The organism is Haladaptatus rarus (assembly GCF_054177585.1).
This window is the reverse complement of record NZ_JBPEHG010000001.1, coordinates 1-21,683: the sequence shown is the minus strand read 5'-3', so window position 1 is coordinate 21,683 and position 21,683 is coordinate 1. Positions and strand designations below refer to the sequence as shown.

Below are 21,683 nucleotides of genomic sequence, written 5' to 3'. Positions count from 1 at the left end.
TTGGGGATGGTTTGAGGGACGACAGATGAGACTTCAACTCACCAGGGCCCAGCAAACTCTCCGTGACGACGTCCGTGAATATGCACAGACGACGATCAAGCCACGTGCTATCGAACTTGACCAGAACGAGGAGTATCCTGGCACGATTCTCGACGAGTTGGCCGAGCGAGGATACACCGGCATCACGCTTCCTGAAGCATACGGTGGGATGGGAGAGGGGCTGGTCGAGCTCGTGCTCCTGATCGAGGAGTTGGCTGCTGCGCTCATGCCCGTGGCGAGCGCGCTCGCACTCCACCTCGGCGTAGCAACAGTCATAGAGCGATTTGGAACCGACCAACAAAGGGAAACGTATCTCCCGGCGATGGCATCATTTGATACCGTCGGTGCCCTGGGACTCAGTGAAGAGAACGCTGGGAGCAACAAATTGGAGATGGAAACGACCGCCGAGCGAGAGGGAGATGTATGGGTCTTGAATGGTCACAAGCGATGGATCACTAACTTTCTCCATGCCAATTATGTCCTCACGTACGCAAAAACCGGCCCTGATGCTGATGCCCCACACAACATCAGCGCGTTTCTCGTCCCCACAGACGAATTCGAGGTGGAGAAAGTGTGGGACACACTTGGCGCGAACACGGTGAAATCACCGAAAGCGACGCTCTCTGACGTACGGATTCCAACCGATCGAATGGTTGGACAGGAGGGTGAAGCGTATCTCCAACGCAGTGAGATCACGACCGGCGTGAACGTCCCCGCTCGTGGTGTAGGCATCGCCCGCGCTGCACTTGATGATACAGTAGAATACACGAACCAGCGCGAACAGTATGACCAGCCCATCGCCGATTTCCAAGGCGTCAGGTGGGTAGTCGGCACGATGGCGACACGGGTCGATACGGCCCGTCTGCTCACGCTCCGTGCAGCCGAGCTCGCCGACCGGGGTCGGGAGACATCCCGGGAGTTCAGCATGGCGAAGATCTATGCAACACAGGCCGCCGTCGACAACGCAAACGATGCGATGCAACTCCACGGTGGAATCGGTTATACTGCGGAACGACATGTCGAACGCTATCTTCGCGATGCTAGATTACTCACACTCGCCGGAGGGCCAAACGAGGGTCACAAGGACACTCTCGGTGAGGCCGTTTTCGAGGCCCATCCTGATACGTGATGTCTCGGGGTGACCACCGATGCATCCTGATCGTGGGATTTTCAGTTTGCAATGCTACTCGCTAATCGAGCGAAAATCATCGATCGACAGTTTGGGCCACCTGCTGTCGATCCGGTGTGGATGAAACATACGAGGGTTTCCGGGATTTCATAGTTTCATCAGCTATAATATCGCTGTGTATCCCGGAGGTAACGCTATATCCTCAAACACCCTCCCTAGCCGTATGAACGTGAACTCAGTGACTGCCAAGGTCGAAGAGTCACGAGCCGACAGCAATTATTCCGTTCACCACGGAGTGTTCGGTGTCCTCATACTCCTCGGTGGGACACTCCTGCTCAGCAGTTGGCTCAGAAGATGGCGACGGCAGCAACTTCCTGATAAAATCGAAGAGCAACATTTCGAGCCAGACGAGTTAGATGAAGATTCATTCGATATCTACGGCGTCAAGCACAACGAGCTCTATCCACCATCAGCGGAAATTTCGACACCGAGGCCGGAGAACGTCTTTGCGCTCTTGGAGCGACTCGGCAAGTTCGTCCAACGTCTCATGCGGTTCGTCTTCGGCAGCGAACGGGAGACACCGACACTACCACTTCCCCCACCACGGAACTGAAATTTCTAGGTGAAAACTCACCTGAGACGAAAACGGTATCGAGAGGAGGGCTAGCGACGATAGAGGCGATCAAGAAAGTTGGCGACTATTTTATCTCCTCTCGAGTTTAAGTATCTCTATGGCCGGGGGAACGATGCGGTTGGAGCAAACTACCTTCTGGGGCAAAGAGGAACCGCGCGAGGCCTGGGGATCCGGAAAAATAACGAAACTCGCAACGGGTGGAACCGCGGCGGGCCGCCTGAAGATAACACCGGTAGGAGCGGATTTATTTTCGTTCTGGGGTGGCTGGAGTCACAGTTGGAATCATAAGAAAGGACGGCCGCTTTCGCAGGATAGCGCCGGGTTGATCGGGCAGTACTGGCTCCGGCGACATCGGATGCCCCACTGGTCGTCTGCCATCTCTAGCCCGATTGCGATCATCGACGGCCTCGTGACCGGAAGTACCGGTGGGAAGTATAAAAATCGGCGATGGCGGCCAAGTCCGACTGCCATGGCGAGTGTGTGGGGGCGTCAACGTGTCTTTGCTGGTTCGTTTGGCAAACCAGAGCGATTAGTCGCATCTGCTGAACTAACCGGTCAATACTCGAAGCGACTCGTCGGAAATCGGCTCTTCGCTCGTTCCAACGCAGAGGAGGTATTCGACCGTTCGGATGAATACCAGTTCGAACCGGTCACGTTCGACCTCGACCGGAGTACAGATTTACTGGTCGAACTCGACATCCGGATTCGAATCTTCCTTCGAGGCAGTTCTGGTGTCCACCTTGGAAGTGATATTCAGGAAGGAGAATCCTGGTCAGAAGCCAGTGAACGCGCAACACGGAGCCTTCGTATCCGGTTGCCTGAGTGGAATCTAGAACAGGCCTTTGAAGCAGCAGATACTGTCACAGGGGACGTCCCGACGATCGAATTGTAATGGTGGTGTCCCCATCGTATGACAGTGTCGCGAGGTGGTATGAGTTCTACGTCCCTCATCTGGGAGGAGTGAACAGAATCGTCCACACGAACGATATCTCTCCATCGACGATCGAAGCGGTGGCCTCTATCGACGACGAGTGTAGTTGAGAACACCGAGACCGAGTGCGCCAAGCAGAGTTGCGACACCAAGATGGTTCACCGAAGGCGATGCGTTCGCGGCGACTGACCCTGTAGTGGACGGAGTGTTCGATGTAACCGTGGATGATCCTGTGAGAGAAGTGGTCGTAGACGTTGTCGTTGGAGCCGTCTTAGTTGCTGTTGTCGGGAGAACGCCGAATTCGGAAAGCGCCTCTCGCAGCGTTACAATTTCTATATTTCGCTCTTTTGCCAGTCGGATTGTCGCCCGAACACGAGACGGTGTGAGCTGTTTGGCTCGACTATGGCCGACGAATATTCCGAGGGCACTTTCTTCCCGAACTCGGTCGAGAAAGTGTCCGATCTCCGCGGCGGTCAACGACCCTTCACGAAAAACAGTCCGTCCGAGGTGGTAGGGATCGAGTGTCGAACGGACATTGAATCCACCGTGATGTTCGTTCGCAAGCACGTCGTAGTAGTCGGGAACGAGTTCTTGGACACGGCCGCGCGTTTGCCCGAATGGAAGCACGAGACTCGATATCTCGACACCGAAGTCTTCGAGCGTTTGCTTCGATTCGGCCAGAGAATTTCGTAGTAAGTCATCGGTATAGCGTTCGGTGACACCATCCTGTGCCCTGAAGGCTGTCCGAAGTGGTTTCTCGGCCAGTAGATATTTCCCTCGCGAATCTTCGCCCCCATCTGCAACGGTAAATGTTTCCGTCCGTTGCCCGTCACTGAGCAGAATCTCGTCACCGGAGACACGTTTATGGAAGTTCGACTCCACGTATACCTTCCTCTCTCCCGGTTCGATATCACGTGTGACCGTGATCTCGCCCAGTGCCCGGTGGCGAACCGAATGTGACATGATTTCCCAGCCTTCCCCTTCCATCTCTCGTAACTGACTCGGCGAGAGCCAGGAAGAGTGACCGATACGGCCAGAAACCGCAGCGATACAGCCAGGAACCCCTTCGCGTCGATGAACCGGATAAATCTGTGTGTAATCCTCTTCTGGAGAGTCATCATAGATGAAGACAACTCGTCCATTCGTCGACCGAGCAGCGGCTCTCGACCCGAGCATCGAGAGGCCAACCGCACCCGCTGACTCGCAGAATCGGCGTCGAGTCAGGATCGACGATTCGCTCACGCTATCGACCTCCTGCGACTGCTGATCGATATCGTGTGTCTTTGATCGGCTATCGGATGCGTTTGCTTCGTCATTGAGTTCTCGGTAAGCATCGTCTCACCGAGCAGTATGTCGAAGTGAGAATTTGTTATACGCCACCTGAAACAGGGTATACAGAGCCTACACGTCGGTTTGAGACGATTCGAATCACGAGTCGAAAGTTCCGGTGTGCTTCGAGAACCGTTCGAGAAAGAGATGCGATCATGATGGCCTCGTTCCCGATCACGCACGAGGTCTCCGCACCAGCAATCCAGAAAACGCTCGATGAGGAGTCCCACACAGTGCTGGTGTATGTGCTGGACGACACACCGGAGGGAAGCTATAAGCAATCAGACTGTATCTGGAAAGTTATGACTGATCAAAAGAAACCTCCCGATCCGATATCTCACACCGGTCATCGGACGCTTATCGATCGCTTTCCGAACGGAGTATTGGTACTGTTCGATGCAGATTTACGGTATCGGATCATCGGCCCTGAAATCCTTCCCTTCTCCAAGCGCGCCACTGCCGACATGGTCGGAAAATCGGTAGCGGAACTATTTCCAGCGGAGACAGTTCGTGTCCTCGAACCGGAACTTCGTGCGACGCTTGACGGCGAATCTCGTTCATTCGACATCGACTACGCTGAGGAGGTTCATCACATCGAGACACGCCCGACGACCATCGACGGTGACCCATTTGGAGTGTTGGTCACCCAAGCAGTTACCGAAGAACGTGAGATGGCGCGGGAACTCGAACACAAAAACGAGCGCCTCGATCAGTTTGCCAGCATGGTGTCGCACGACCTTCGGAACCCTCTGAACGTCGCGCAAGGGCGACTCGAACTGTATCGGGAAACAGGGGACGAATCACAGTTCGATGCCGTCATGGAGGCACTGGTACGGATCAACGAACTCACGACGAGTCTGACGGCTCTCGCCCGGCACGGTGACCCTATCGACGACCCTGAACCCGTCTCGCTGACCGAGGTCGCTCACGAAGCGTGGGAGATGATCGATAGACGGTCGGCGACGCTTTCGACCGAGGACGGAACGATAATCGGAGACAAGAACCACCTTCAGGGGCTCTTCGAGAACCTGTTCCGGAACGCGGTCGGCCACGGCGGGTCTGACGTAACTGTCCGAGTCGGCCCCTCCGATAAGGGATTCTACGTCGAAGATACGGGAACTGGTATCCCGCCAGAGATTCGAGAGCAAGTGTTCGACCACGGGTTTTCGACGGGCTATGGTGGGAGCGGCGTCGGGCTTGCAATCGTGAGCCGAATCGCAGATGCTCACGGCCTGGCTGTTTCACTCTCAGAAAGCGCAGAAGGTGGTGCTCGGTTCGAATTCCGCGAATCATCGGAACCACGGTGAGGGACACGCAACCCAACTCGCCAATCCGCTATGTGCGCCTCATCAGCGGTCAACGTCGCGGTTGCAACCACGACCCCACCACCGATCAAGACGGGGTAGGAGTCGACCAGTAGCACAGTGAGAAGTGCCAGATACAGCATGGCCCATCCCACCATCGTTTTGCGAAAGCTCTGCGTCGAGTCGGGGGTCTGTTGCCGTCCTGGCAACTGTGTTGGTATCGATCTCATCACAGATGAACGGTGGACAGCTATCACCATAAACATAATCTGAATTACATTTCTGTAGGAGAAGTTACCGAAATAGATTTCACCTGATTGCAGGTTCGGCGCTCGCCGTTCACCGCCTTCAGTCGTGGGACACTGGTTCGACCATCGATTCAGACCGGTCTCGATAGACTGCATAGACGCGTTCGGCCCACTTGCGGGCGATCGCCGTATCGGAGTCGACGAACACCTTGAGGACACCGGTCTTCTCGTCGTAGCCACCGATTCCGACGCGATCGTCGAAGATGGCGAGCCCGTACGGAAATGCTTCACGCGCCCGGAGTTTGAGATGGCCACGGTCGAGCGCACTGGTCGCCCGATCTGGATACGTCTCGACGAGACGCTCCACTGTATCTGGCAGTGAGATGAGTTCCGTCTCAGTGTTTTCGAACAGCCGTTCGTGGAACGTATCGAGGGAGAGTGGCACCATGTGCGTCGTGTTGAAGCCACGGAATGTCGATGATTCCTCGACGAGCGAAAGGAATCGTTGTACCGGTTGATACGGATTATCTGGGGTCGCGACCGTCACGGTCGCGTCGGCGAATGGTTCGACGACGAACTCTTGATGGCTCTCGCAGATCGAGTCGAGGAGCGGCGCGAGTCGATGCGCAGTAACGAGGTTTCGCTCGAAGCGTACCACCTCTTCAGCGACTACTTGGCCATATCCCGTCAACTCGAATCGACTATCTACTTTTCGAGCGAGGTCGTGGTCAGTAAGCCACCGGGTGAAGCGATGGCTGGTCGCGCGGGAGACGTCCAGTCTCGCCTCGATTTCACGTCGGTCGAGTGGTGCGTGAAAGAGTGCTTCGAGCACCGAGGCGTGCCGAATGACGTCGATCATGTCATCAGCACTGCTCTGTCGTTTCGAGTCAGTCAGTTCGTCACCGACCGTCCGGAGCTCGAGGTGTGTCTGAAACAGTTCATCGAGAATAGACGCGCTTTCGTCTTCGGTCACACCCGTGCGCATCCGGCCTTTGGTTTCCTCGTCGCTCCCCACCATGCATGAGATTAGTCACCAACCAACATAGTGATGTCGCGTCTCACGCCGTGAGACGGGTTTCAAGCGACGACTGCACTGTTGACAGATGAGGCTAACGACCGTGCTGTCGTTCAGTCTAGTACAGGACACGCCCGTTGATGGTCGACGTGCCATATCGCGTCACTCGACGTGCGGACGTGCGTCTGGCGGGTCGATATCGAGCGAATCGACCAACTGCAATCCAGGAGAATCCCGATGCCGACACCGACTCATTCACCGACCGACACCGAATCACAGACGAATTCCCCATGGAAATCACCGACCGTGCAGATCGTCCTCGCGGCGACTCTGTTAGCGCCACTTGGCGTTCCCCTGATCAGCCCGACGCTACCCGCTTTCCGCGATGCGTTCGCGATCTCCGACGCGCAGGCGAGTCTGCTCATCAGCACCTACTTCATCACGGGTATCGTGTTGTCGCCGTTCATCGGCATGCTTGCCGACCGAATCGGTCGCCGTACCGTTCTCATCGGGTGCCTCGTCGTATTCAGCCTCGCCGGCGGCGCGATCGCGTTCGCGCCGAGCTACGAGGCTGTGCTCGCACTCCGTATCATCGGCGGTACTGCCGCAGCTGGAATCTTCATCACGACGGTGACACTCATCGGCGACACGTTCGAGGGCACGCAGCGAAACACCGTCCTCGGGCTGAACAATGCAGTCCTTTCAGCGGGCGCTGCAACCTTCCCGATCGTCGGTGGTGTGCTCGCGACGATGGCGTGGAACGTGCCGTATCTCGTCTACCTGGCTGGCCTCCCACTCGGACTGTACGCAGTCAAACATCTCGAAGAACCTTCCCACGAGCGAGATTCACAGGGCATCGCCTATCTTCGCCGCGCCGTTAGCGTGCTGAGCGGTGTGGATGCGCTCGTCCTCTACGGTGCGGCCTGCATGACCGAACTACTGTTGTTCGGCGCTGTCATCACGATACTACCGTTCCTCTTGGAAGGGAACTACGGCATGTCGACCATGCTCATCGGGCTCGTTCTCGCAGTCGCAGAAGCGGCGTCCGTGATCGTCTCCGCGAAGAACGGATGGTTCGCGCGCTACCTCTCCAACTACAGTCTCATCGCAACTGGATTCGCGTGCTATGCGGTTGGCCTGTTTGGCGCGTGGGCCGCTCCATCGCCGGTCGGTATCACGCTTTCGATGGTGGTGTTCGGCACTGGCCTGGGTCTTTCGATGCCAGCGGTCGACGCAGCGATCAGCGACCTCGTCTCGTCCGGCCTTCGTGGCGGCGCCCTCAGCCTGCGCAACAGCACGACGTTCCTGGGACGAGCGGCTGGACCAGTGCTGTTCGCTAGCCTTGCTGCGACGACTGGGTACTATCCCTTGTTCGTCGCCAGTGGCGTCGTCGCACTTGCAATCGCTCTCTCCGTGTTCGCGATGAGCGCATATCAGACGCGTCGCCTCATGCTCATCGAAGAGCAACCGATGTGACGGAACTCACGTCATGTAGTTGTTTGCTACGTAGCCACTAATTTGATTGGTCGGTTACAATTCAGTAACGGATTACGACTTTATTTTTCAGATGAAGGCCACGCCAACCCTTTCTACTGACGCCGCCCTCGTCAGGCGTGCCGTGACTTCCACGTCACAGTGACCGATGGAACGACGGTTACAGTACGTCGAAGCAAGACGAAGATTTACACAGACTCTCATGACGACTGACGGCTCGACAACGAGCTTGTGAATCCAAAGTTAGATGTAATATTAGATATAATAACATATATCAATACTATGTCGTCCTTTGGTGGAACCGTCAGGCCCTGTTACCACAGCAGATTCAGCGGTTCGCGAGTTGTCGAAGATCATATAGAAGTGTCCACACAAAACTCCGAGACTCACGCTGATGGGCTGTTCGAACAGGTTCTTCCCCGGCTATCGGTTCGGTATCGTGGGTGGGTTGCGTGATCCAGCACATCGTAGCACGGTTCACCGGGATGAAATCACGGCAGACAGTCATCGTCGCCGTTATCGTCATCATCGTCCTCTCGATGACGGGCTTTGGACTGCTTCGCGTGCTCCCGAACGATGCCTTCGCCGACTCGGCAAGCGGGGACCCATCGATTCCTCGTCCGCCGGAACCGGCGGTGACGGCGGTTCCATCCACCACATCTACTGAAGGTACGCAGGCCGCCCCCGAACGTGCGGCGACCAGTCGTCCGACCATCACACTCTCGCTCGCGGTGACCGATCCCGTGACCGTTCACAACCCGACCGGCGAGGTTAGCCTCGTTACTGGAGACCTTACGGGCTCGGTTCGGTGGACAGAAGCGACGACCGTTGCTGCAGTCACGCTGGTGGTCCAGACGTGGACGCCCTCGTCGGGGTGGACAGAGACACACCGCGTCACCGTGTCGCCCGCTGGAACGGCCATCTCCCTCGGCGATGCGCTCGGCGCACGGCAAGTCTACGCGACGGGGCCACGGGCAAACGAGTTCAGTGTCGGAACTGACGATGAAACCCGTACCCGCCACGGCGCGGTGGCAGTGACAGCAGTGTTGCACGACGCGGACGGAACCGAAGTTACCCGGAAAACGGCGGTTGCTAGCTATCGTTTCAATGTGACGAACACGGCTTCGAAGCGTTCCGACGAACACGACGAATGGCCCGTGCTCTCGCTCGGTGGCAACGAAACGGATTCGAGGGTGGTTGACGTGGAAAACGTCGTCCCAGGGAGTACCGGAAGCGGTCGAATCTCGGTTTCCAACGCAGGTTCCGACACGGGTGTCCTCCACGTTGCCGTCGAAAATCCCCTTGAGAACGGACGCACCGAACCGGAACGCAGTGTGGATGGGACACCCACGAAGGGGGAACTCACGTCCAATCTCGACGTTCGTATCACGCTCGTCGACTCAGAGGGCACGATTCTTGCCTATCTCGCAGGGAACGAATCGACCTACGTCCCGCTCTCCGAACACTCACCCAGTGAACTCTCGGCAGTAACGACGCTCGACCCTGGTCAGACGGTCTCCCTCGTCGTGGACTGGCGCGTGGACACGAGTGTCGGAAACGAGATCCAAAGCGATGCCGTGACGCTCGATTTCGCGTTCACACTCAGCGAAAACGGGAGCGTACAACAGCGTGATTCGTCACTTCAGAAGTAGTCCTTACTCACGAATTTCGCTCGCCGAGAATGTGCGGGACCGGATTCGAACCGGCGGACCTCTACAGGACAGCGTCCTAAGCGCTGCGCCGTTGGCCTAGCTTGGCTACCCGCACGCAATATCAAATTTCTAAGTCGGCGATATGAACCTGTCGCTCTCGTCGGACGAGCGTTTATGATGGATGGCGCGGTAAATTCGCGTCGTGTATCGGGCACGTGACCAAGTCGAAAACGAATCGTGGCTCACAGAACTCCAACAGGCCGCCGACCGTCTCGAACTCACGACTGACGCTCGCTCGCGCGCGGCCGATCTCTTTCTTACCACCATCTCCGACGTAGACGACCCCGAAGAGCGGTCGAAACGCGCGGTCGCGGCGGCCAGCCTCTACGCCGGGTCGCTCATCGAGGGCGACCAGCGCTCACAGCAGGCGGTCGCGGACGCGGTGGGTGTCGCTCGGCTGACGATCCAACAACGATGGAAGTCGATCCTCGAAGAAGCAGGACTGCAACCGCCCTCGTGGTGAACGCGACTCCGTTCACCTGTGCGTGGTCAGTTGTAAGCGTGTTGCGTCAGTGGTCGTAATAGGGTCGGTGTGCGTGTTCGTCCGTCGCGCAGGCCGCGCTTGCGCTAGTCGCGTTCATCCCGTCCAGCACGCCCGTCGCGCTCGGACGTGAGATTCCCGTGTTCGTCGATCTCGCCCTCGACGATTCGAGTGCTGGAGATGATGTCGCCGTCCTCTGCTTGTACGTGCGGGACGACCACGATGTCGAGCGTATCGTATCCTCGCTCTTCGCGGATGTCGTTGATCCGCTCACCACCGTTTTTCGTCTCCGGTGAGACGATGAGCACGTCGAACTTCGATTCGGTTGCGATGCCGGTCGGCTCGGAGAGTTCGCGCACTTCGAACTCGCGGTCGTACTCGTCCGCGAACGTTCGGAGTTCGGCTTCGAGGTCGCGTTTTCGCTCCTCGAACGGGCGGATGTACCGGTCTACGTTCCGGGTCTTCGGTGCGAGGTCGTCGCTCGTCAACCCAACAGTCACGTCGCCGAGTTCGAACGCTCGCTCGAACAACGCCCGGTGACCGTCGTGAACCGGGTCAAAGGTCCCGCCCAACGCAACGTCCATACCCCGGCGAATGATTCGGCGTGGTTTATCACCTTCGATGCAGGGCGCTAAAACCCCGTTTTTCATGGTGAGGATACCGTGCGCGTCTTCGCTTACTTTCACCGTGCATGGGTAAGACTCACACACTTTTGGTTCGTTCAGATGGATGTGCGCGGAAACTTGGCAGTTGACTCGGTGTTTGCCAGGACGATCTGCCGAAACCAAAACGTAAGCCGACCGCGCCAGCCGACGCAAAATACATAGGTAACTCGCTATCCCACACGGAGAACGAGTAACGGTAGCGTGGCACTGCCAGTGGGTCGTCGGCCCACGAACCGTAAATTCCCAACCATCCGAATCGACGGGAGTAACATCAGAACCTCGGGAAGCCCTGCCTTTTAGGGCGGGGAGGATGTTACCACCTTCGGAACTCGCCGACTTCGCCGGCGTCACACCGGGCGTGCGTCGTTACGGTATCGACGGTACAGCTCTTCGGCCCAGTTCAGGAAGTCAGGGGCGTCACACTCGACGAGTGCTCTGAGTTGCCCCTCGTCGTCGTACGCACCTGCGAGTGCCCAGTCGTCTCCGAGTGTGAGACCGAGTTCGACCGGTCCGTCGTACTGATAGATATCGATCGCGCGACTGACCACTCGAAATTCGAGTGGGTTGAGCGAGCGCGCGTCCTCGACCCGTTCCGTCGGCATCACGAGTTCCGTCTCGACACCGGAGATGACGAGTTCGGCGTGCGCGTCGTGATAGAGGCGACTCAGCACGGGTGCGAGCATCCTGATCGACCGGGTCTGTCGTGCGCGCAGCCGTTTCACGTAGTGGTTCACCGGTGCCTGTGGTTGCTCAGGCGAGGCGGTGACGAGTGTCGCGTCGGTTAGCCACGCAGGGTCCGGCGCGTGGTCTGCGTCGGGGAGGTGTCGGAAGAAGGCGTCGTACGCCGAGATCGTCTGCATCGTCTCGACGTACCCTTCGTGGGTTCGCGTGACGAGTTCCCCCGAAGTGGTCAGTGTGTATCTCCCATCCTCCTTTCGTACCCAGCCACGGTCGGCGAACTCAGAGAGATTTCGCTGGACGCTCCGATGGGAGACGTCGATAGCGTTCGCGATGTCGCGCGGCGAACCGGGCTGCTCGCGAAGATGACAGAGCAGGTGTAGTCGCTCCGGTGACCCGGCGAGGAACGCGACCGATTCGGGTGCAGCCATCGGGTAGAACTACTCAATGCGACGATGTAAAACTCACCCATCACCAGATTCCAGCCTCGCGGTCGAAACGTGATTCTTAAGGGGCGAACGGGTGTCGTTTCGGGTATGAGTGACGAACAAGAGGCAGAAGTAGCTGAAGAAGAAGAGACGGAAACGCAAGACGGACTGCAGGAAGGCGACTTCATCAGCCTCGACTACACGGCACGAACTGTCGAAGACGGCGACCTCGTGGACACGACCAGCGCCGACGTCGCTGAAGAAGAAGACGTCGAAGCCGAAGGCCGCGAGTTCGGCCCACGAACCATCGTCCTGGGCGCAGGCCACATCTTCGAAGACGTCGAAGAAGACATCTACGGCAAAGAAGCCGGTGACGAAGGCTCCGTAACCGTCGAACTCGCGTTCGGCGAATACGACAACGAGCAGGTTCGCACCGTCAGCGCCGACAAGATCGACGAAGACGAACGCTACCCCGGTGCGCGAGTCAACGTCGACGGCCAGCAGGGCTACGTCGAGACCATCATTGGCGGCCGCGCGCGCGTGGACTTCAACCACCCGCTCGCTGGCGAAGACTTAGAATACGAGTACGAGATCGTCGACGAGGTCGAAGATGCCGAAGAGAAGGCCAAAGGCCTGTTCTCGATGTACATCGACGCCGACCTCGACATGTGGATCGAGACGGACGAGGTCGAAGAAGAAGTCGAAGACGAAGACGGTGAAGTCGAGACCGAGACGGTCGAAAAGGAGACGCTCTACATCGAGGCGACGCCGCAGCTCTCGATGAACCAGCAGTGGATGTTCCAGAAACAGCAGATCGCACAGGACGTCATCGACCGCCTCGAACTCGATCGTGTCATCGTTCAGGAGACCATCGACGGCAGCGGCATGGGTGGCATGATGGGCGGCATGGGCGGTATGGGCATGGGCGGCGGCGACATCGAAGAAGCCCTCGAAGACGTCGACGTCGACGAAGACGAGATCGTCGAGGAACTCGAAGCAGAAGGCGAGGAACTCGAAGGCGGAGACGACGAAGCGGAATAGATCGAAGAGTGATCGACCCACTCGATCCGTCGCGGACGAGCGTCGGGAACTGACCAACCGAGTGGCTTTTTCACTCCTCACTCACACGCAACTCGAGCAGAGCCTTCGCTGACGCGATACAATGCCAGATAGAGCCGAACCAGTGAGCCAGTGGCCATCTCGTCGGGATTCGGTTATATTGCGCGCCAGGGAGCGACCAGAGACGATATCTGCCGTCTACCCTGCCGGTTGGCCACGGTCAACCTCGCCAGCCGACCAGTTTCCGGCGGTCGCGTTCCGAACGGTCCCTGACTCGACGGTTCCGTTCCTGATGACGACCGCTGGCCGGGGCTCCGAACCGGGGTCGGTCACGGCTGGCGGGACGACCGACTCCTCAGATCGCTCCGGAACGTCCGCATTCTGCACGGACAGATTCGCTATCGTCAATTGATCCAACGAGGCACCTTCGACCGTCACGTCGGCGAGCACGGTGCGATTGATGACGCGGTTTTTCACGTCGGGGTCGAAGAGGTCACCACCCGGCAGGTCGAGAATCGAGCGGTTTCGAACGACGATTCGGTTCGCGGTGACGTTGTTCAACGTTCCGTTTTCGATCTCGAGTTCGGCGATGGAGACGTTTCGCAAGGTGACGTTCCGCCGAACCTCACCATCGACGCGGAGCCGACGGACGCGCACAGAATCGACCGTCGCGTTCGTCACCGTCACGTTTCGTAACACCCAGGTTCGGATGGTCGCATTGTCGATGGACACTTTGTACTGGCCGAGTTGCGAGACCCGTCCGAGTTGGGACGATTGGTTCGTCGTCGCCGAGACGCCGAGGAGTGGTGTGACACCGGAGAGGACGAGGAGTAAAGAGAGAACGACCGCAGTCCGCTGGCCGATTGGGATTCCCATACCCCTACACGAATCCGACCGGCGGCATAAACCAGCCCGACCGTTTCCATCCGTTCGGCGGGTTAGGCCGCCATTTCTCACTTGACGCTGATGTGTGCGGCGAGGTCGTCGCGGATTATCGTCTCGCAATACTCACAACGGACGCCCTCGGAGAGCACCTCGAACTTCGATTCGACGGGTTCGTTCTCGGTCGAGATGCAGTTGCTGTTCGGGCACGAGAGGACGCCGATGACACGTTCCGGGCGTTCTAATCGATGCTTTTCTGCCACTTCGTACTCGCGGATGATGTTGATGCTCGCATCCGGTGCGATGAGCGAAAGGACATCCACTTCGTCCTGACTCAACTCGCGCCCTTCGACTTTCACGATGTCCTTTCTCCCCATTCGGTCGCTCGGGACGTTCATCCCGACGCTGATCGCTTCACCCTCGCTTCCGTCGATGCCGAGGATAGCGAGTACGTTGAGCGCCTGTCCAGCGCGGATGTGGTCGATGACGGTACCATTTCGAATCTTACTGACGCGGAGTTCGTGTTCACTCATCGTTTTCTAGCATGGAATCGAGCAGTGCCATGCGCACTGGGACGCCGTTGTGTGCCTGTTCGAAGTACGTCGCGTACTCCGTGTCGTCCACCTCTGGGGCGATCTCGTCCACGCGCGGCAGGGGATGCATGATCGTCAGGTCGTCTGCTGCACCTTCGAGCGTGTCGAGGTCGATCTGGTACTCGCCAGCGATCGCACGATACTCGTTCTCGTCGGGGAAACGTTCGCGCTGGATCCGGGTGACGTAGAGCACGTCGAGGGTCGGCAGAACGTCCTCGATATCCGTGTGTTCGCGGACGTTCGCACCCGACTCGTGGAGGTCGTAGCGAACGCTTCGCGGGAGTTTGAGGCTCTCGGGACTGATGAAGTGCTGTCGCGTATCGAAGTTCGTCAACGCGTGCGCGAGCGAGTGAACCGTCCGTCCGTACTTCAGGTCACCCATGATTCCGATGGTGAGGTCGTCGAGTCCGGCGTTCTCCCGGATTGTATAGAGGTCGAGCAGGGTCTGAGTCGGGTGGTGCCCTGCACCATCACCCGCGTTGAGCAGGGGGACGTCCACGAACTCGCCGACCATCTTCGCTGAACCCTGACTCGGATGGCGCAACACGAGTGCGTCGGCGTACCCTTCGATGACCCGCGCCGAATCCGCGAGTGATTCTCCCTTCTTCACGCTCGACGATTCGACTGAACCCATATCTACGATATCACCACCAAGGCGCTTGATGGCGGTTTCGAAGCTCATCTTCGTGCGCGTGCTCGGTTCGTAGAACATCAGCCCGAGGAGCTTTCCTGCGTGCCGGTCGGCGAACGCACCCGGATCGGCGTCGATTTCGGCGGCGCGGTCGAGGACGTTCTCGATGTCCCCGCGCGAGAGTTGTTTCGTGTCGATGAGGTGGTCGTGCCGCATCGTTCGACAAGGGGAGTGCGTTCATCTTGAAAGGCACGGGTCGGCCCCGAACTATAACTATCAGAACAAAACCAGCACGGCTATGCCCGGTATCACTGGTGGCGTGGAAGGCCACAAATGGACGACGCTCGGATACGTAGGCGCACTCAGACAGCTGCGTCAGTCGTCGTGACCAAACACTTATGAATACTCTCAGAGTTGTCTGCGGTATGGTAGGGCGGCTCTCGACCGGTATCCCGATCCTCGACCGAGAACTCGATGGAGGGATACCACCGGGGAGCACTGTTGCACTCTGTGCTCCGCCTGCTAGTCAAGCAGAGCTCCTGCTAACGGAGTTCACCGCTAGCCGCCCGACACTGTATCTGACCACGGATCGAGACGAGGAGATGGTCAGTGCAGGATTCCGGCGCAGACCAGGTCGCAGAACGCCTGAAGTGCGTTACGTACCGGGTGATGCGCCGCTCGAACACGCACGACGACTGTTCCGACGACTGCCGAGCGATTCCACGCTCGTCATCGATCCAGTGAATCTTCTCGAACGACAAGACGCGACTCGGTATCGAAACTTCCTATCCGACCTCCAACAGCACATCCGTGGGACAGATAGCCTCGCCATCCTTCATTGTCTCGACGGGCGGAGTGTCCCCGACCAGCGAGACGTCACCGAACACATCGTCGACGTCGTGTTCCAACTTCATACCGAGATCTCGGGTGACCGCATCGAGAATCGGCTTGCAGTGCCGAAGTTCCGTGGTGGGCGGGCGCTTTCGGAAACCATCAAACTCGAACTCACGGAGAACGTCTCTATCGACACGAGTCGGGATATCGCCTGAAAACGGAGGGTAGCTCTCAACGACGTCTGTCCATCCGTCGCATCTGTTCGCGATGCAACGTGACGATCATATCGGAGAGGACGCCGAACATGAGCAACTGCACGCCGAAGAGGATGGCGACGCCAGCGACGACTGCAAGCACTTCGTGCGAGACGCGCGGCGGGATGAACCACTCGATACCGACGTAGATGCCAAGAAAGACGCCGAGCAGGCCACTGAGCATCCCCATGCTTCCGAAGTAGAACAGGGGATTGTTCGTCTTGGCCAGCTGGTAGAGCGTCATGATGATGTCGCCACCGTCCCAGAGGGGATGGAGGTTCGTCTCGGAATCCTCGGGACGTTCATCGTAGCGAACCGGGACGACGGTCGTCGGAATGCTGTGTTTCACGCATTCGACTGCCAGTTCGGTTTCGACGCCGAAGCCGTCCGAGGTGAGATACGCTCGTTCGACGGAGTCACGGGTGAACGCACGGTAGCCACTCAAGATATCCTTGAAATCCTGTCCGTGGATTACCAGGAACGCGCGATTGATGAGGCGATTGCCGAAGTGGTTCAGACGGGTCATCGAATCGTCGCCCAGCTCGGCGAATCGATTGCCGATGACGTGTTCGTAGCCGTCGTCTAAGGGTTCGAGCATCGTCTCCGCGTCTTCGGGGGAGTAGGTCCCATCCCCATCCAGCATCAGGACGTACTCGGCTTCGATGTGGTCTAAACCTTCGCGGACGGCCTGACCTTTCCCGACACCACTCTGTTCGATGACGCGCGCACCGCAGTCCGTGGCTATTTCTTGCGTCTCGTCGTCGGAATCTCCATCCACGACGAGGACGTTCGAGAAGCCTTGCTCTCGGAACCCGTCGATGACTTCGCCGATAGTCTCGGCTTCGTTCAGTGTCGGGATGAGCACGCACACGTCCTCGCAGTCGGGCATTGTCAGGAAATTGTAGACCGGGGGCTAAAAGCCCAACCTTTTTCCCGAAGGCGACAACTACATTCCCCGACACAATCCATAGATGTTTAAAACAAAACGCCCAAGGGCCGGATATGAACCGGCTTGCGAAGGCTGCCGCGGTCGTCATCGCGGTGGCCGCCCTTCCTTATCTCGCCTTTCTCGCCCTGTACGGGATCGTACGCCCGGACGGCTCGCCCGCCCGAAAGCAGGCGGCAGAGCCGACCGTGAGTATCGTGCTGCCGACGTACAACGAGGCGGATATCATCGAGAAGAAACTGGACGATCTGCTCGAACTGGACTATCCCATGGAGAAGGTCGAACTGGTCGTCGTGGATTCGAGCGACGACGAGACGCCCGCCCTGATTCGAGAGTATCTCGCAGATCGTGAGTATCCCACGCTGAACCTCATCCAGGAAGAGGAACGTCGCGGCCTCGCACCCGCACTCAACGATGCCTACGCTGCCGCGACAAACGAGATGGTGGTCAAGACGGACTGCGATTCGTTCGTGGCGAACGACGTGCTCCGTGTCGCTGCTGCGAACCTCGCCGACCCCGACGTTGCGGCGGTCACCGGCCAGAACGCGGAAGTTCTCGGGGGGAGCGAGGTCGAAGCGGGTTACCGTGGCGTGCAAGTGCACATCCAGACGCTCGAATCGCATCTCGACTCGACGCTTATCTTCCACGGGCCGTTTTCGGCGTTCGAGAACGACGCTATCGTCCCCATCGACCCGAACTCGTTGGCCGACGACACGGAACTCGCGTTGAAGATCCGGCGGAACGGGAAGCGCGTCGTCTTCGACCCGGATATTCGCTACAGTGAAGCATCTCACTCTGATTTCCGGAAACGACGGTTGCAGAAAGATCGGCGGGGAATGGGATTGATTCGGTTGTTGGTGCAACATCGTGACGCGCTAGGTCAGTACGGAAAGTACGGCGGCGTCGTGTTGCCGTTCAACTGGTGGTTCATGGTGGTGTCGCCGTGGTTAGTGGCGCTGGCGGTCGGGTTATTGACGGGTGCAGCGCTTGTTGGGGTAGGGCCGTTTGGTTTGGTCGTTCCTGCGGGACTCTGGTTGTTCGTTCGGCTGGGTGGCAGTGATCGGTTGGGTTCGCTCCAGCCAGTGTATGCCATCTTCGACACGCAGGTGTCGTTGTTTCGGGCGAGCGTGGAGTTGTTGCGCGGTGAGGGTGATGGGACGTGGGAGATAGACGAGGAGTTGCGGGAAGCGTTTGAATGAAACGAACAGGAGTGCGATAGGACCCACTCTCCTAATTATTTGAGTGAAGTGAGTGAGAAAGCTTATGTATTCTAAAGGGTCAGGAAGGTCATAAGGAATGTCGGACGATCCAACCTCGGTCGCTATTCTCCACGACCGGTTTCCACAAATTGGGGGTGGCGAAAAATTCGCCATTGAGGCAGCCCGCACACTTGATGCCCCGATTTACACGATGTACGTCTATCCCGGTACTGAGATTCCGGATGACATACGGGTAACTCCTATCAAACAGGAGAAGTACGCACGAGGGATTTCGAAACACGTCCTTGCATGGAAGAACGAGGGATCGAACCCCCTCGAAACACTATCGGTGGCGATGGACATGACCGATGCACATCCAGACCTCACTGAGTACGATGTGATTCTGGAGAGTGCTCCGCTGTCGAAACATTACGTCCCGACTATCGATCAGACCATCATTCACTATCCGCATAGTCCCCCGCGTTGGCTCTACGACCTCTTCCGTGACCGGATGGAATCGTTCGACTACCCCGGTGTTCGGTTCGCGCTGAAGACGTACGCGAAGTGGTGGCGCGCGCTAGACAAAGAGGCCACCGACTACGTCGATACTTTCGTCGCCAATAGTGAACTCATCCGTGACCGGATTCGGCGATACTATCGCCGAGATGCGGAAGTCGTCTATCCGCCCGTGACTGGTGATTGGCGCAATGAGGCTGACGACGGCTATTTCGTCACTTGGTCGCGGCTCGCGCCAGAAAAGCGAATGTCACTGCTCGCCGAGGCGTTCACCGAACTGGACGAACGCCTCGTCATCGCGGGTGACGGAGCTGACCGTCATAAACTCGAACGAATTGCGCGCGGCCACGACAACATCGAAGTACGAGGGTTCGTCAACGACATCGAATCGCTCGTTGCACGTTCGACGGCGGTCATCTACGCTCCCGTACAAGAGGACTTCGGACTCGTCGGTGCGGAGGCGTTGATGGCTGGAAAACCATTGCTTGGCGTTAATGAGGGTTTCACAAAGTATCAGGTCGAGGAAGGCGTGACTGGTGAGTTGTTCGAACCGAGTGTGAATTCGATACGAAAGACGATTGAGGCGTTCGATTCGGCTAAGTACGATAGCGTCATGATAAAGGAATGTGCGCAAAAGTACTGCTACGAAACGTTTCGGGAAGGTCTTCGAAAATCCGTCTTTAATGAAAACGAAAGGTGAAATTTAAATGGTAGATTTGTTACTAGTATCTCCACGGGAAACTGCTGGCGGAATTGGGAAGTACTCTGCCACTCTTCGAGAAGCAATATCGAAAGAGTCGGTTGCTGTCGATACACTTGACCTCAGCGAAGATGCTGATTTATTCCAGCAATTAAGGAATACAATTTGTTCTGGTATGACATCGGCAAAAATCGTTCACGTTCAGTTTGAGTACGCATACTTTCGTCCATATCTCCTATTTGCATGGATATTCTTCCCTATTGTTGGGATTTTCTTACGCATCCGCGGCCGAAATCTCGTTATCACCATGCATGAAGTCTGGAATGAGAAAACGTTCGGAGGTTCATTAGGACGAGTGAAAATCGCGTACGTTCAACTAGTTCACTGGATGTTTTCAATAGTCGCCCATGAACTTGTGTTTCTGTCTACAAATGCGAATAAAGCATTTGATGTCCCTCAGAAATCAGCAACGGAACGAATCCTTTCGCACGGTGTTGATTTGGAAGGGCGAAAAGATATCAAACAACAAGAATCACGAAAACAATTTGATCTTAGCCCCGACGCAACGGTAGTGTCCCAAATTGGTTACGTAGCACCCCGGAAGAACACCGAAACTATTCTCTCGCTGGCGAAGGAATTTCCTGAACATGAATTTCTTATCGCCGGGGGCCCACTACGACCCGAAGATGAACCCTACTTTCGACATATCGTTGAGAAGGGTACGGAAAATGTGACTATTACAGGCATCCTTTCAGATGACGATTTCCATGCAGCGTTCGTCGCGTCCGACGTTGCTGTGTTGGCATACACTGACATCCGTCAGAGCGGCATCCTAAATTGGTGCTTCGCTTATGGAACCCCAATGCTCTGCCGAAAAATCCCATATTTTGAACGTTTAGCAAATCAATGGGGCGGTATTGAATTGTTTAATTCCAATCAAGAGGCGGCGAATAGCCTAGGGTCGTTGCTAGCGGATCGTGGACAGTATATATCAGAAATGGAAACTTATAGAAATGAAAATTCGCTTGAGAAACTTGCGAAACGACACGTCAATCTTTATTCATCACTTTTAACCAATCAGCGACTATATTAACAAACACCATCACCATAACAATATGACATTCTTGGACTGGGCGGATGATACGCTCCACAGCATCCGAAATGACGGTGTTCAAGCTGGTTCGAAAAGAGCCTTGGAGGGATTGTGGTTCGGCGCTCTCCGTCGTCTATCCTACGCAGGGTATCGGGCCGGTTCATCCGTATATACTCGCAATTGGAACGTACTCATAGTCCTTGACGCTTGCCGTCGAGACTTACTACTCTCAGTCGCTTCGGAGTACGAATTCCTTGACGATATCGGAAAGCATCATTCACCGGCAAGTATGTCACGGACTTGGATGTCCCGAACTTTCACAAAAAAATTTAGAGACGATATAAAAGAGACAGCACATATTACAGGCAACCCGTATTCTGACGAAATGATGTCGGAGAGTGAATTTTACCTTCTTGATGAAGTCTGGCGGTATGCGTGGGATGAAAATGTAGGAACAATCCACCCAAGACCAATCACCGACCGTGCAATAACCACATGGAGAAATAAACATCCAAATCGTATGCTTGTTCACTATATGCAACCACACTATCCTTTCGTGCCGTCTCAAATTGGAGATGGTATCAGTATTAAATCATTTGGAAAGGAAGGAGCGGCAAATTCAGTTTGGGAGCTACTCGCTCATGGTAAGTATTCACGTGATGAAATCTGGTCAGCGTATCAGGAGAACTGGCACTGTCTAGTTTAGCTCCTCCTCGACAGGCGTTCGGTTGTTGAGCGATTGATGCGGTCGTTGATGGTTATAGTAATGCACAAATTGTTCAAGCCACCGCTGGACGCTCGGCCGACTGCCCACCCATGATGTATGGAAGCGGTCGATGCGCATTTTGAGCGTGTGAAACCATTTTTCGATCAGGTTTCGCTCTGTATA

22 protein-coding genes and 1 tRNA gene are annotated in these 21,683 nt (G+C 56.7%); 13 read left to right on the top strand and 10 right to left on the bottom strand.

What is annotated here, in order from left to right; genetic code table 11:
* Positions 1–25: 25 nt before the first annotated feature.
* The 3 genes from ACR3FE_RS00115 to ACR3FE_RS00105 all read left to right on the top strand — a co-directional run bounded on the left by ACR3FE_RS00115 (position 26) and on the right by ACR3FE_RS00105 (position 2,694).
* Complete coding sequence (locus ACR3FE_RS00115; protein ID WP_458204439.1) at positions 26–1,168, top strand: acyl-CoA dehydrogenase family protein; 1,143 nt, start codon at positions 26–28, stop codon at positions 1,166–1,168.
* 223 nt (positions 1,169–1,391) lie between these two features.
* The gene (locus tag ACR3FE_RS00110) at positions 1,392–1,781 is read left to right on the top strand and encodes a hypothetical protein (RefSeq protein ID WP_458204437.1); all 390 of its coding nucleotides are present in this window, start codon (positions 1,392–1,394) and stop codon (positions 1,779–1,781) included.
* A 118-nt stretch (positions 1,782–1,899) separates the two neighbouring features.
* Positions 1,900–2,694 carry a hypothetical protein gene (locus ACR3FE_RS00105; protein WP_458204435.1) on the top strand — a complete coding sequence of 265 codons (795 nt, stop codon included), beginning with the start codon at positions 1,900–1,902 and terminating at the stop codon, positions 2,692–2,694.
* A 126-nt stretch (positions 2,695–2,820) separates the two neighbouring features.
* Here the strand turns inward: ACR3FE_RS00105 and ACR3FE_RS00100 are convergent, their stop codons facing one another.
* On the bottom strand, positions 2,821–3,975 hold the full coding sequence (locus ACR3FE_RS00100; protein WP_458204433.1) for a polysaccharide deacetylase family protein: 1,155 nt from the start codon (positions 3,973–3,975) through the stop codon (positions 2,821–2,823).
* A gap of 389 nt (positions 3,976–4,364) precedes the next feature.
* Between ACR3FE_RS00100 and ACR3FE_RS00095 the strand changes: the two genes are divergently transcribed.
* A complete protein-coding gene (locus ACR3FE_RS00095; protein WP_458204431.1) occupies positions 4,365–5,369 on the top strand; it encodes a sensor histidine kinase in 1,005 nt (334 codons plus the stop codon).
* Between the two features lie 345 nt (positions 5,370–5,714).
* Here ACR3FE_RS00095 and ACR3FE_RS00090 read toward each other — a convergent pair whose 3' ends face one another.
* On the bottom strand, positions 5,715–6,629 hold the full coding sequence (locus ACR3FE_RS00090) for a helix-turn-helix transcriptional regulator (protein ID WP_458205985.1): 915 nt from the start codon (positions 6,627–6,629) through the stop codon (positions 5,715–5,717).
* A gap of 237 nt (positions 6,630–6,866) precedes the next feature.
* Between ACR3FE_RS00090 and ACR3FE_RS00085 the strand changes: the two genes are divergently transcribed.
* Positions 6,867–8,105 (top strand): MFS transporter, encoded by a 1,239-nt coding sequence (locus tag ACR3FE_RS00085; RefSeq protein ID WP_458204429.1) that lies wholly within the window; start codon positions 6,867–6,869, stop codon positions 8,103–8,105.
* A gap of 470 nt (positions 8,106–8,575) precedes the next feature.
* Positions 8,576–9,775, top strand: a complete 1,200-nt coding sequence (locus ACR3FE_RS00080) for a hypothetical protein (RefSeq protein WP_458204427.1) — start codon at positions 8,576–8,578, stop codon at positions 9,773–9,775.
* Between the two features lie 30 nt (positions 9,776–9,805).
* Here the strand turns inward: ACR3FE_RS00080 and ACR3FE_RS00075 are convergent.
* Positions 9,806–9,890 (bottom strand) — tRNA-Leu (locus tag ACR3FE_RS00075).
* A gap of 87 nt (positions 9,891–9,977) precedes the next feature.
* On the opposite strand from ACR3FE_RS00075, the gene ACR3FE_RS00070 reads away from it, so the two are divergent.
* Positions 9,978–10,298 (top strand): transcription initiation factor IIB family protein, encoded by a 321-nt coding sequence (locus ACR3FE_RS00070; RefSeq protein WP_458204425.1) that lies wholly within the window; start codon positions 9,978–9,980, stop codon positions 10,296–10,298.
* Between the two features lie 104 nt (positions 10,299–10,402).
* On the opposite strand, the gene ACR3FE_RS00065 is transcribed toward ACR3FE_RS00070, so the two are convergent.
* Both ACR3FE_RS00065 and ACR3FE_RS00060 read right to left on the bottom strand, forming a co-directional pair.
* The gene (locus tag ACR3FE_RS00065) at positions 10,403–10,900 is read right to left on the bottom strand and encodes a phosphopantetheine adenylyltransferase (protein ID WP_458204423.1); all 498 of its coding nucleotides are present in this window, start codon (positions 10,898–10,900) and stop codon (positions 10,403–10,405) included.
* Between the two features lie 428 nt (positions 10,901–11,328).
* The gene (locus ACR3FE_RS00060; RefSeq protein WP_458204421.1) at positions 11,329–12,090 is read right to left on the bottom strand and encodes a helix-turn-helix transcriptional regulator; all 762 of its coding nucleotides are present in this window, start codon (positions 12,088–12,090) and stop codon (positions 11,329–11,331) included.
* Positions 12,091–12,195: 105 nt separating this feature from the next.
* Between ACR3FE_RS00060 and ACR3FE_RS00055 the strand changes: the two genes are divergently transcribed.
* The gene (locus ACR3FE_RS00055) at positions 12,196–13,128 is read left to right on the top strand and encodes an FKBP-type peptidyl-prolyl cis-trans isomerase (RefSeq protein WP_458204420.1); all 933 of its coding nucleotides are present in this window, start codon (positions 12,196–12,198) and stop codon (positions 13,126–13,128) included.
* Positions 13,129–13,344: 216 nt separating this feature from the next.
* On the opposite strand, the gene ACR3FE_RS00050 is transcribed toward ACR3FE_RS00055, so the two are convergent.
* From ACR3FE_RS00050 to pyrB, 3 genes are all read right to left on the bottom strand, one after another.
* Positions 13,345–14,022 (bottom strand): hypothetical protein, encoded by a 678-nt coding sequence (locus ACR3FE_RS00050; protein ID WP_458204418.1) that lies wholly within the window; start codon positions 14,020–14,022, stop codon positions 13,345–13,347.
* A 77-nt stretch (positions 14,023–14,099) separates the two neighbouring features.
* The gene (gene pyrI, locus ACR3FE_RS00045) at positions 14,100–14,561 is read right to left on the bottom strand and encodes an aspartate carbamoyltransferase regulatory subunit (protein WP_458204416.1); all 462 of its coding nucleotides are present in this window, start codon (positions 14,559–14,561) and stop codon (positions 14,100–14,102) included.
* On the bottom strand, positions 14,554–15,468 hold the full coding sequence (gene pyrB, locus ACR3FE_RS00040) for an aspartate carbamoyltransferase (RefSeq protein ID WP_458204414.1): 915 nt from the start codon (positions 15,466–15,468) through the stop codon (positions 14,554–14,556). The genes pyrI and pyrB overlap by 8 nt, the downstream gene beginning before the upstream one ends.
* Before the next feature lie 209 nt (positions 15,469–15,677).
* Between pyrB and ACR3FE_RS00035 the strand changes: the two genes are divergently transcribed.
* A complete protein-coding gene (locus tag ACR3FE_RS00035) occupies positions 15,678–16,301 on the top strand; it encodes an RAD55 family ATPase (RefSeq protein ID WP_458204412.1) in 624 nt (207 codons plus the stop codon).
* 16 nt (positions 16,302–16,317) lie between these two features.
* On the opposite strand, the gene aglJ is transcribed toward ACR3FE_RS00035, so the two are convergent.
* The gene (aglJ, locus tag ACR3FE_RS00030) at positions 16,318–17,229 is read right to left on the bottom strand and encodes an S-layer glycoprotein N-glycosyltransferase AglJ (RefSeq protein WP_458204410.1); all 912 of its coding nucleotides are present in this window, start codon (positions 17,227–17,229) and stop codon (positions 16,318–16,320) included.
* A 113-nt stretch (positions 17,230–17,342) separates the two neighbouring features.
* On the opposite strand from aglJ, the gene ACR3FE_RS00025 reads away from it, so the two are divergent.
* From ACR3FE_RS00025 to ACR3FE_RS00010, 4 genes are all read left to right on the top strand, one after another.
* Positions 17,343–18,485 carry a glycosyltransferase gene (locus ACR3FE_RS00025; RefSeq protein ID WP_458204409.1) on the top strand — a complete coding sequence of 381 codons (1,143 nt, stop codon included), beginning with the start codon at positions 17,343–17,345 and terminating at the stop codon, positions 18,483–18,485.
* A gap of 97 nt (positions 18,486–18,582) precedes the next feature.
* Positions 18,583–19,701 (top strand): glycosyltransferase, encoded by a 1,119-nt coding sequence (locus ACR3FE_RS00020; protein WP_458204407.1) that lies wholly within the window; start codon positions 18,583–18,585, stop codon positions 19,699–19,701.
* A gap of 7 nt (positions 19,702–19,708) precedes the next feature.
* Positions 19,709–20,794: a glycosyltransferase family protein gene (locus ACR3FE_RS00015; RefSeq protein ID WP_458204405.1), complete on the top strand. Its 1,086-nt coding sequence runs from the start codon at positions 19,709–19,711 to the stop codon at positions 20,792–20,794.
* 304 nt (positions 20,795–21,098) lie between these two features.
* Positions 21,099–21,500, top strand: a complete 402-nt coding sequence (locus ACR3FE_RS00010) for a hypothetical protein (RefSeq protein ID WP_458204403.1) — start codon at positions 21,099–21,101, stop codon at positions 21,498–21,500.
* Here the strand turns inward: ACR3FE_RS00010 and ACR3FE_RS00005 are convergent.
* Positions 21,492–21,683, bottom strand: a 192-nt coding sequence (locus tag ACR3FE_RS00005; protein ID WP_458204401.1) for an integrase core domain-containing protein, incomplete at its 5' end; no start/stop codon positions are given. The two genes, ACR3FE_RS00010 and ACR3FE_RS00005, sit on opposite strands and share 9 nt — an antisense overlap.

Bases quoted from the DNA above. Each gene is read 5' to 3' on its own strand.
- ACR3FE_RS00035 (WP_458204412.1), top strand. From the start codon at position 15,678: ATGGTAGGGCGGCTCTCGACCGGTATCCCGATCCTCGACCGAGAACTC.
- ACR3FE_RS00060 (WP_458204421.1), bottom strand. From the start codon at position 12,090: ATGGCTGCACCCGAATCGGTCGCGTTCCTCGCCGGGTCACCGGAGCGA.
- pyrI (WP_458204416.1), bottom strand. From the start codon at position 14,561: ATGAGTGAACACGAACTCCGCGTCAGTAAGATTCGAAATGGTACCGTC.
- ACR3FE_RS00025 (WP_458204409.1), top strand. From the start codon at position 17,343: ATGAACCGGCTTGCGAAGGCTGCCGCGGTCGTCATCGCGGTGGCCGCC.
- ACR3FE_RS00010 (WP_458204403.1), top strand. From the start codon at position 21,099: ATGTCCCGAACTTTCACAAAAAAATTTAGAGACGATATAAAAGAGACA.
- ACR3FE_RS00115 (WP_458204439.1), top strand. From the start codon at position 26: ATGAGACTTCAACTCACCAGGGCCCAGCAAACTCTCCGTGACGACGTC.
- ACR3FE_RS00110 (WP_458204437.1), top strand. From the start codon at position 1,392: ATGAACGTGAACTCAGTGACTGCCAAGGTCGAAGAGTCACGAGCCGAC.
- ACR3FE_RS00065 (WP_458204423.1), bottom strand. From the start codon at position 10,900: ATGGACGTTGCGTTGGGCGGGACCTTTGACCCGGTTCACGACGGTCAC.
- ACR3FE_RS00085 (WP_458204429.1), top strand. From the start codon at position 6,867: ATGCCGACACCGACTCATTCACCGACCGACACCGAATCACAGACGAAT.
- ACR3FE_RS00015 (WP_458204405.1), top strand. From the start codon at position 19,709: ATGGTAGATTTGTTACTAGTATCTCCACGGGAAACTGCTGGCGGAATT.
- ACR3FE_RS00055 (WP_458204420.1), top strand. From the start codon at position 12,196: ATGAGTGACGAACAAGAGGCAGAAGTAGCTGAAGAAGAAGAGACGGAA.
- ACR3FE_RS00020 (WP_458204407.1), top strand. From the start codon at position 18,583: ATGTCGGACGATCCAACCTCGGTCGCTATTCTCCACGACCGGTTTCCA.
- ACR3FE_RS00105 (WP_458204435.1), top strand. From the start codon at position 1,900: ATGGCCGGGGGAACGATGCGGTTGGAGCAAACTACCTTCTGGGGCAAA.
- ACR3FE_RS00050 (WP_458204418.1), bottom strand. From the start codon at position 14,022: ATGGGAATCCCAATCGGCCAGCGGACTGCGGTCGTTCTCTCTTTACTC.
- ACR3FE_RS00095 (WP_458204431.1), top strand. From the start codon at position 4,365: ATGACTGATCAAAAGAAACCTCCCGATCCGATATCTCACACCGGTCAT.
- aglJ (WP_458204410.1), bottom strand. From the start codon at position 17,229: ATGCCCGACTGCGAGGACGTGTGCGTGCTCATCCCGACACTGAACGAA.
- pyrB (WP_458204414.1), bottom strand. From the start codon at position 15,468: ATGCGGCACGACCACCTCATCGACACGAAACAACTCTCGCGCGGGGAC.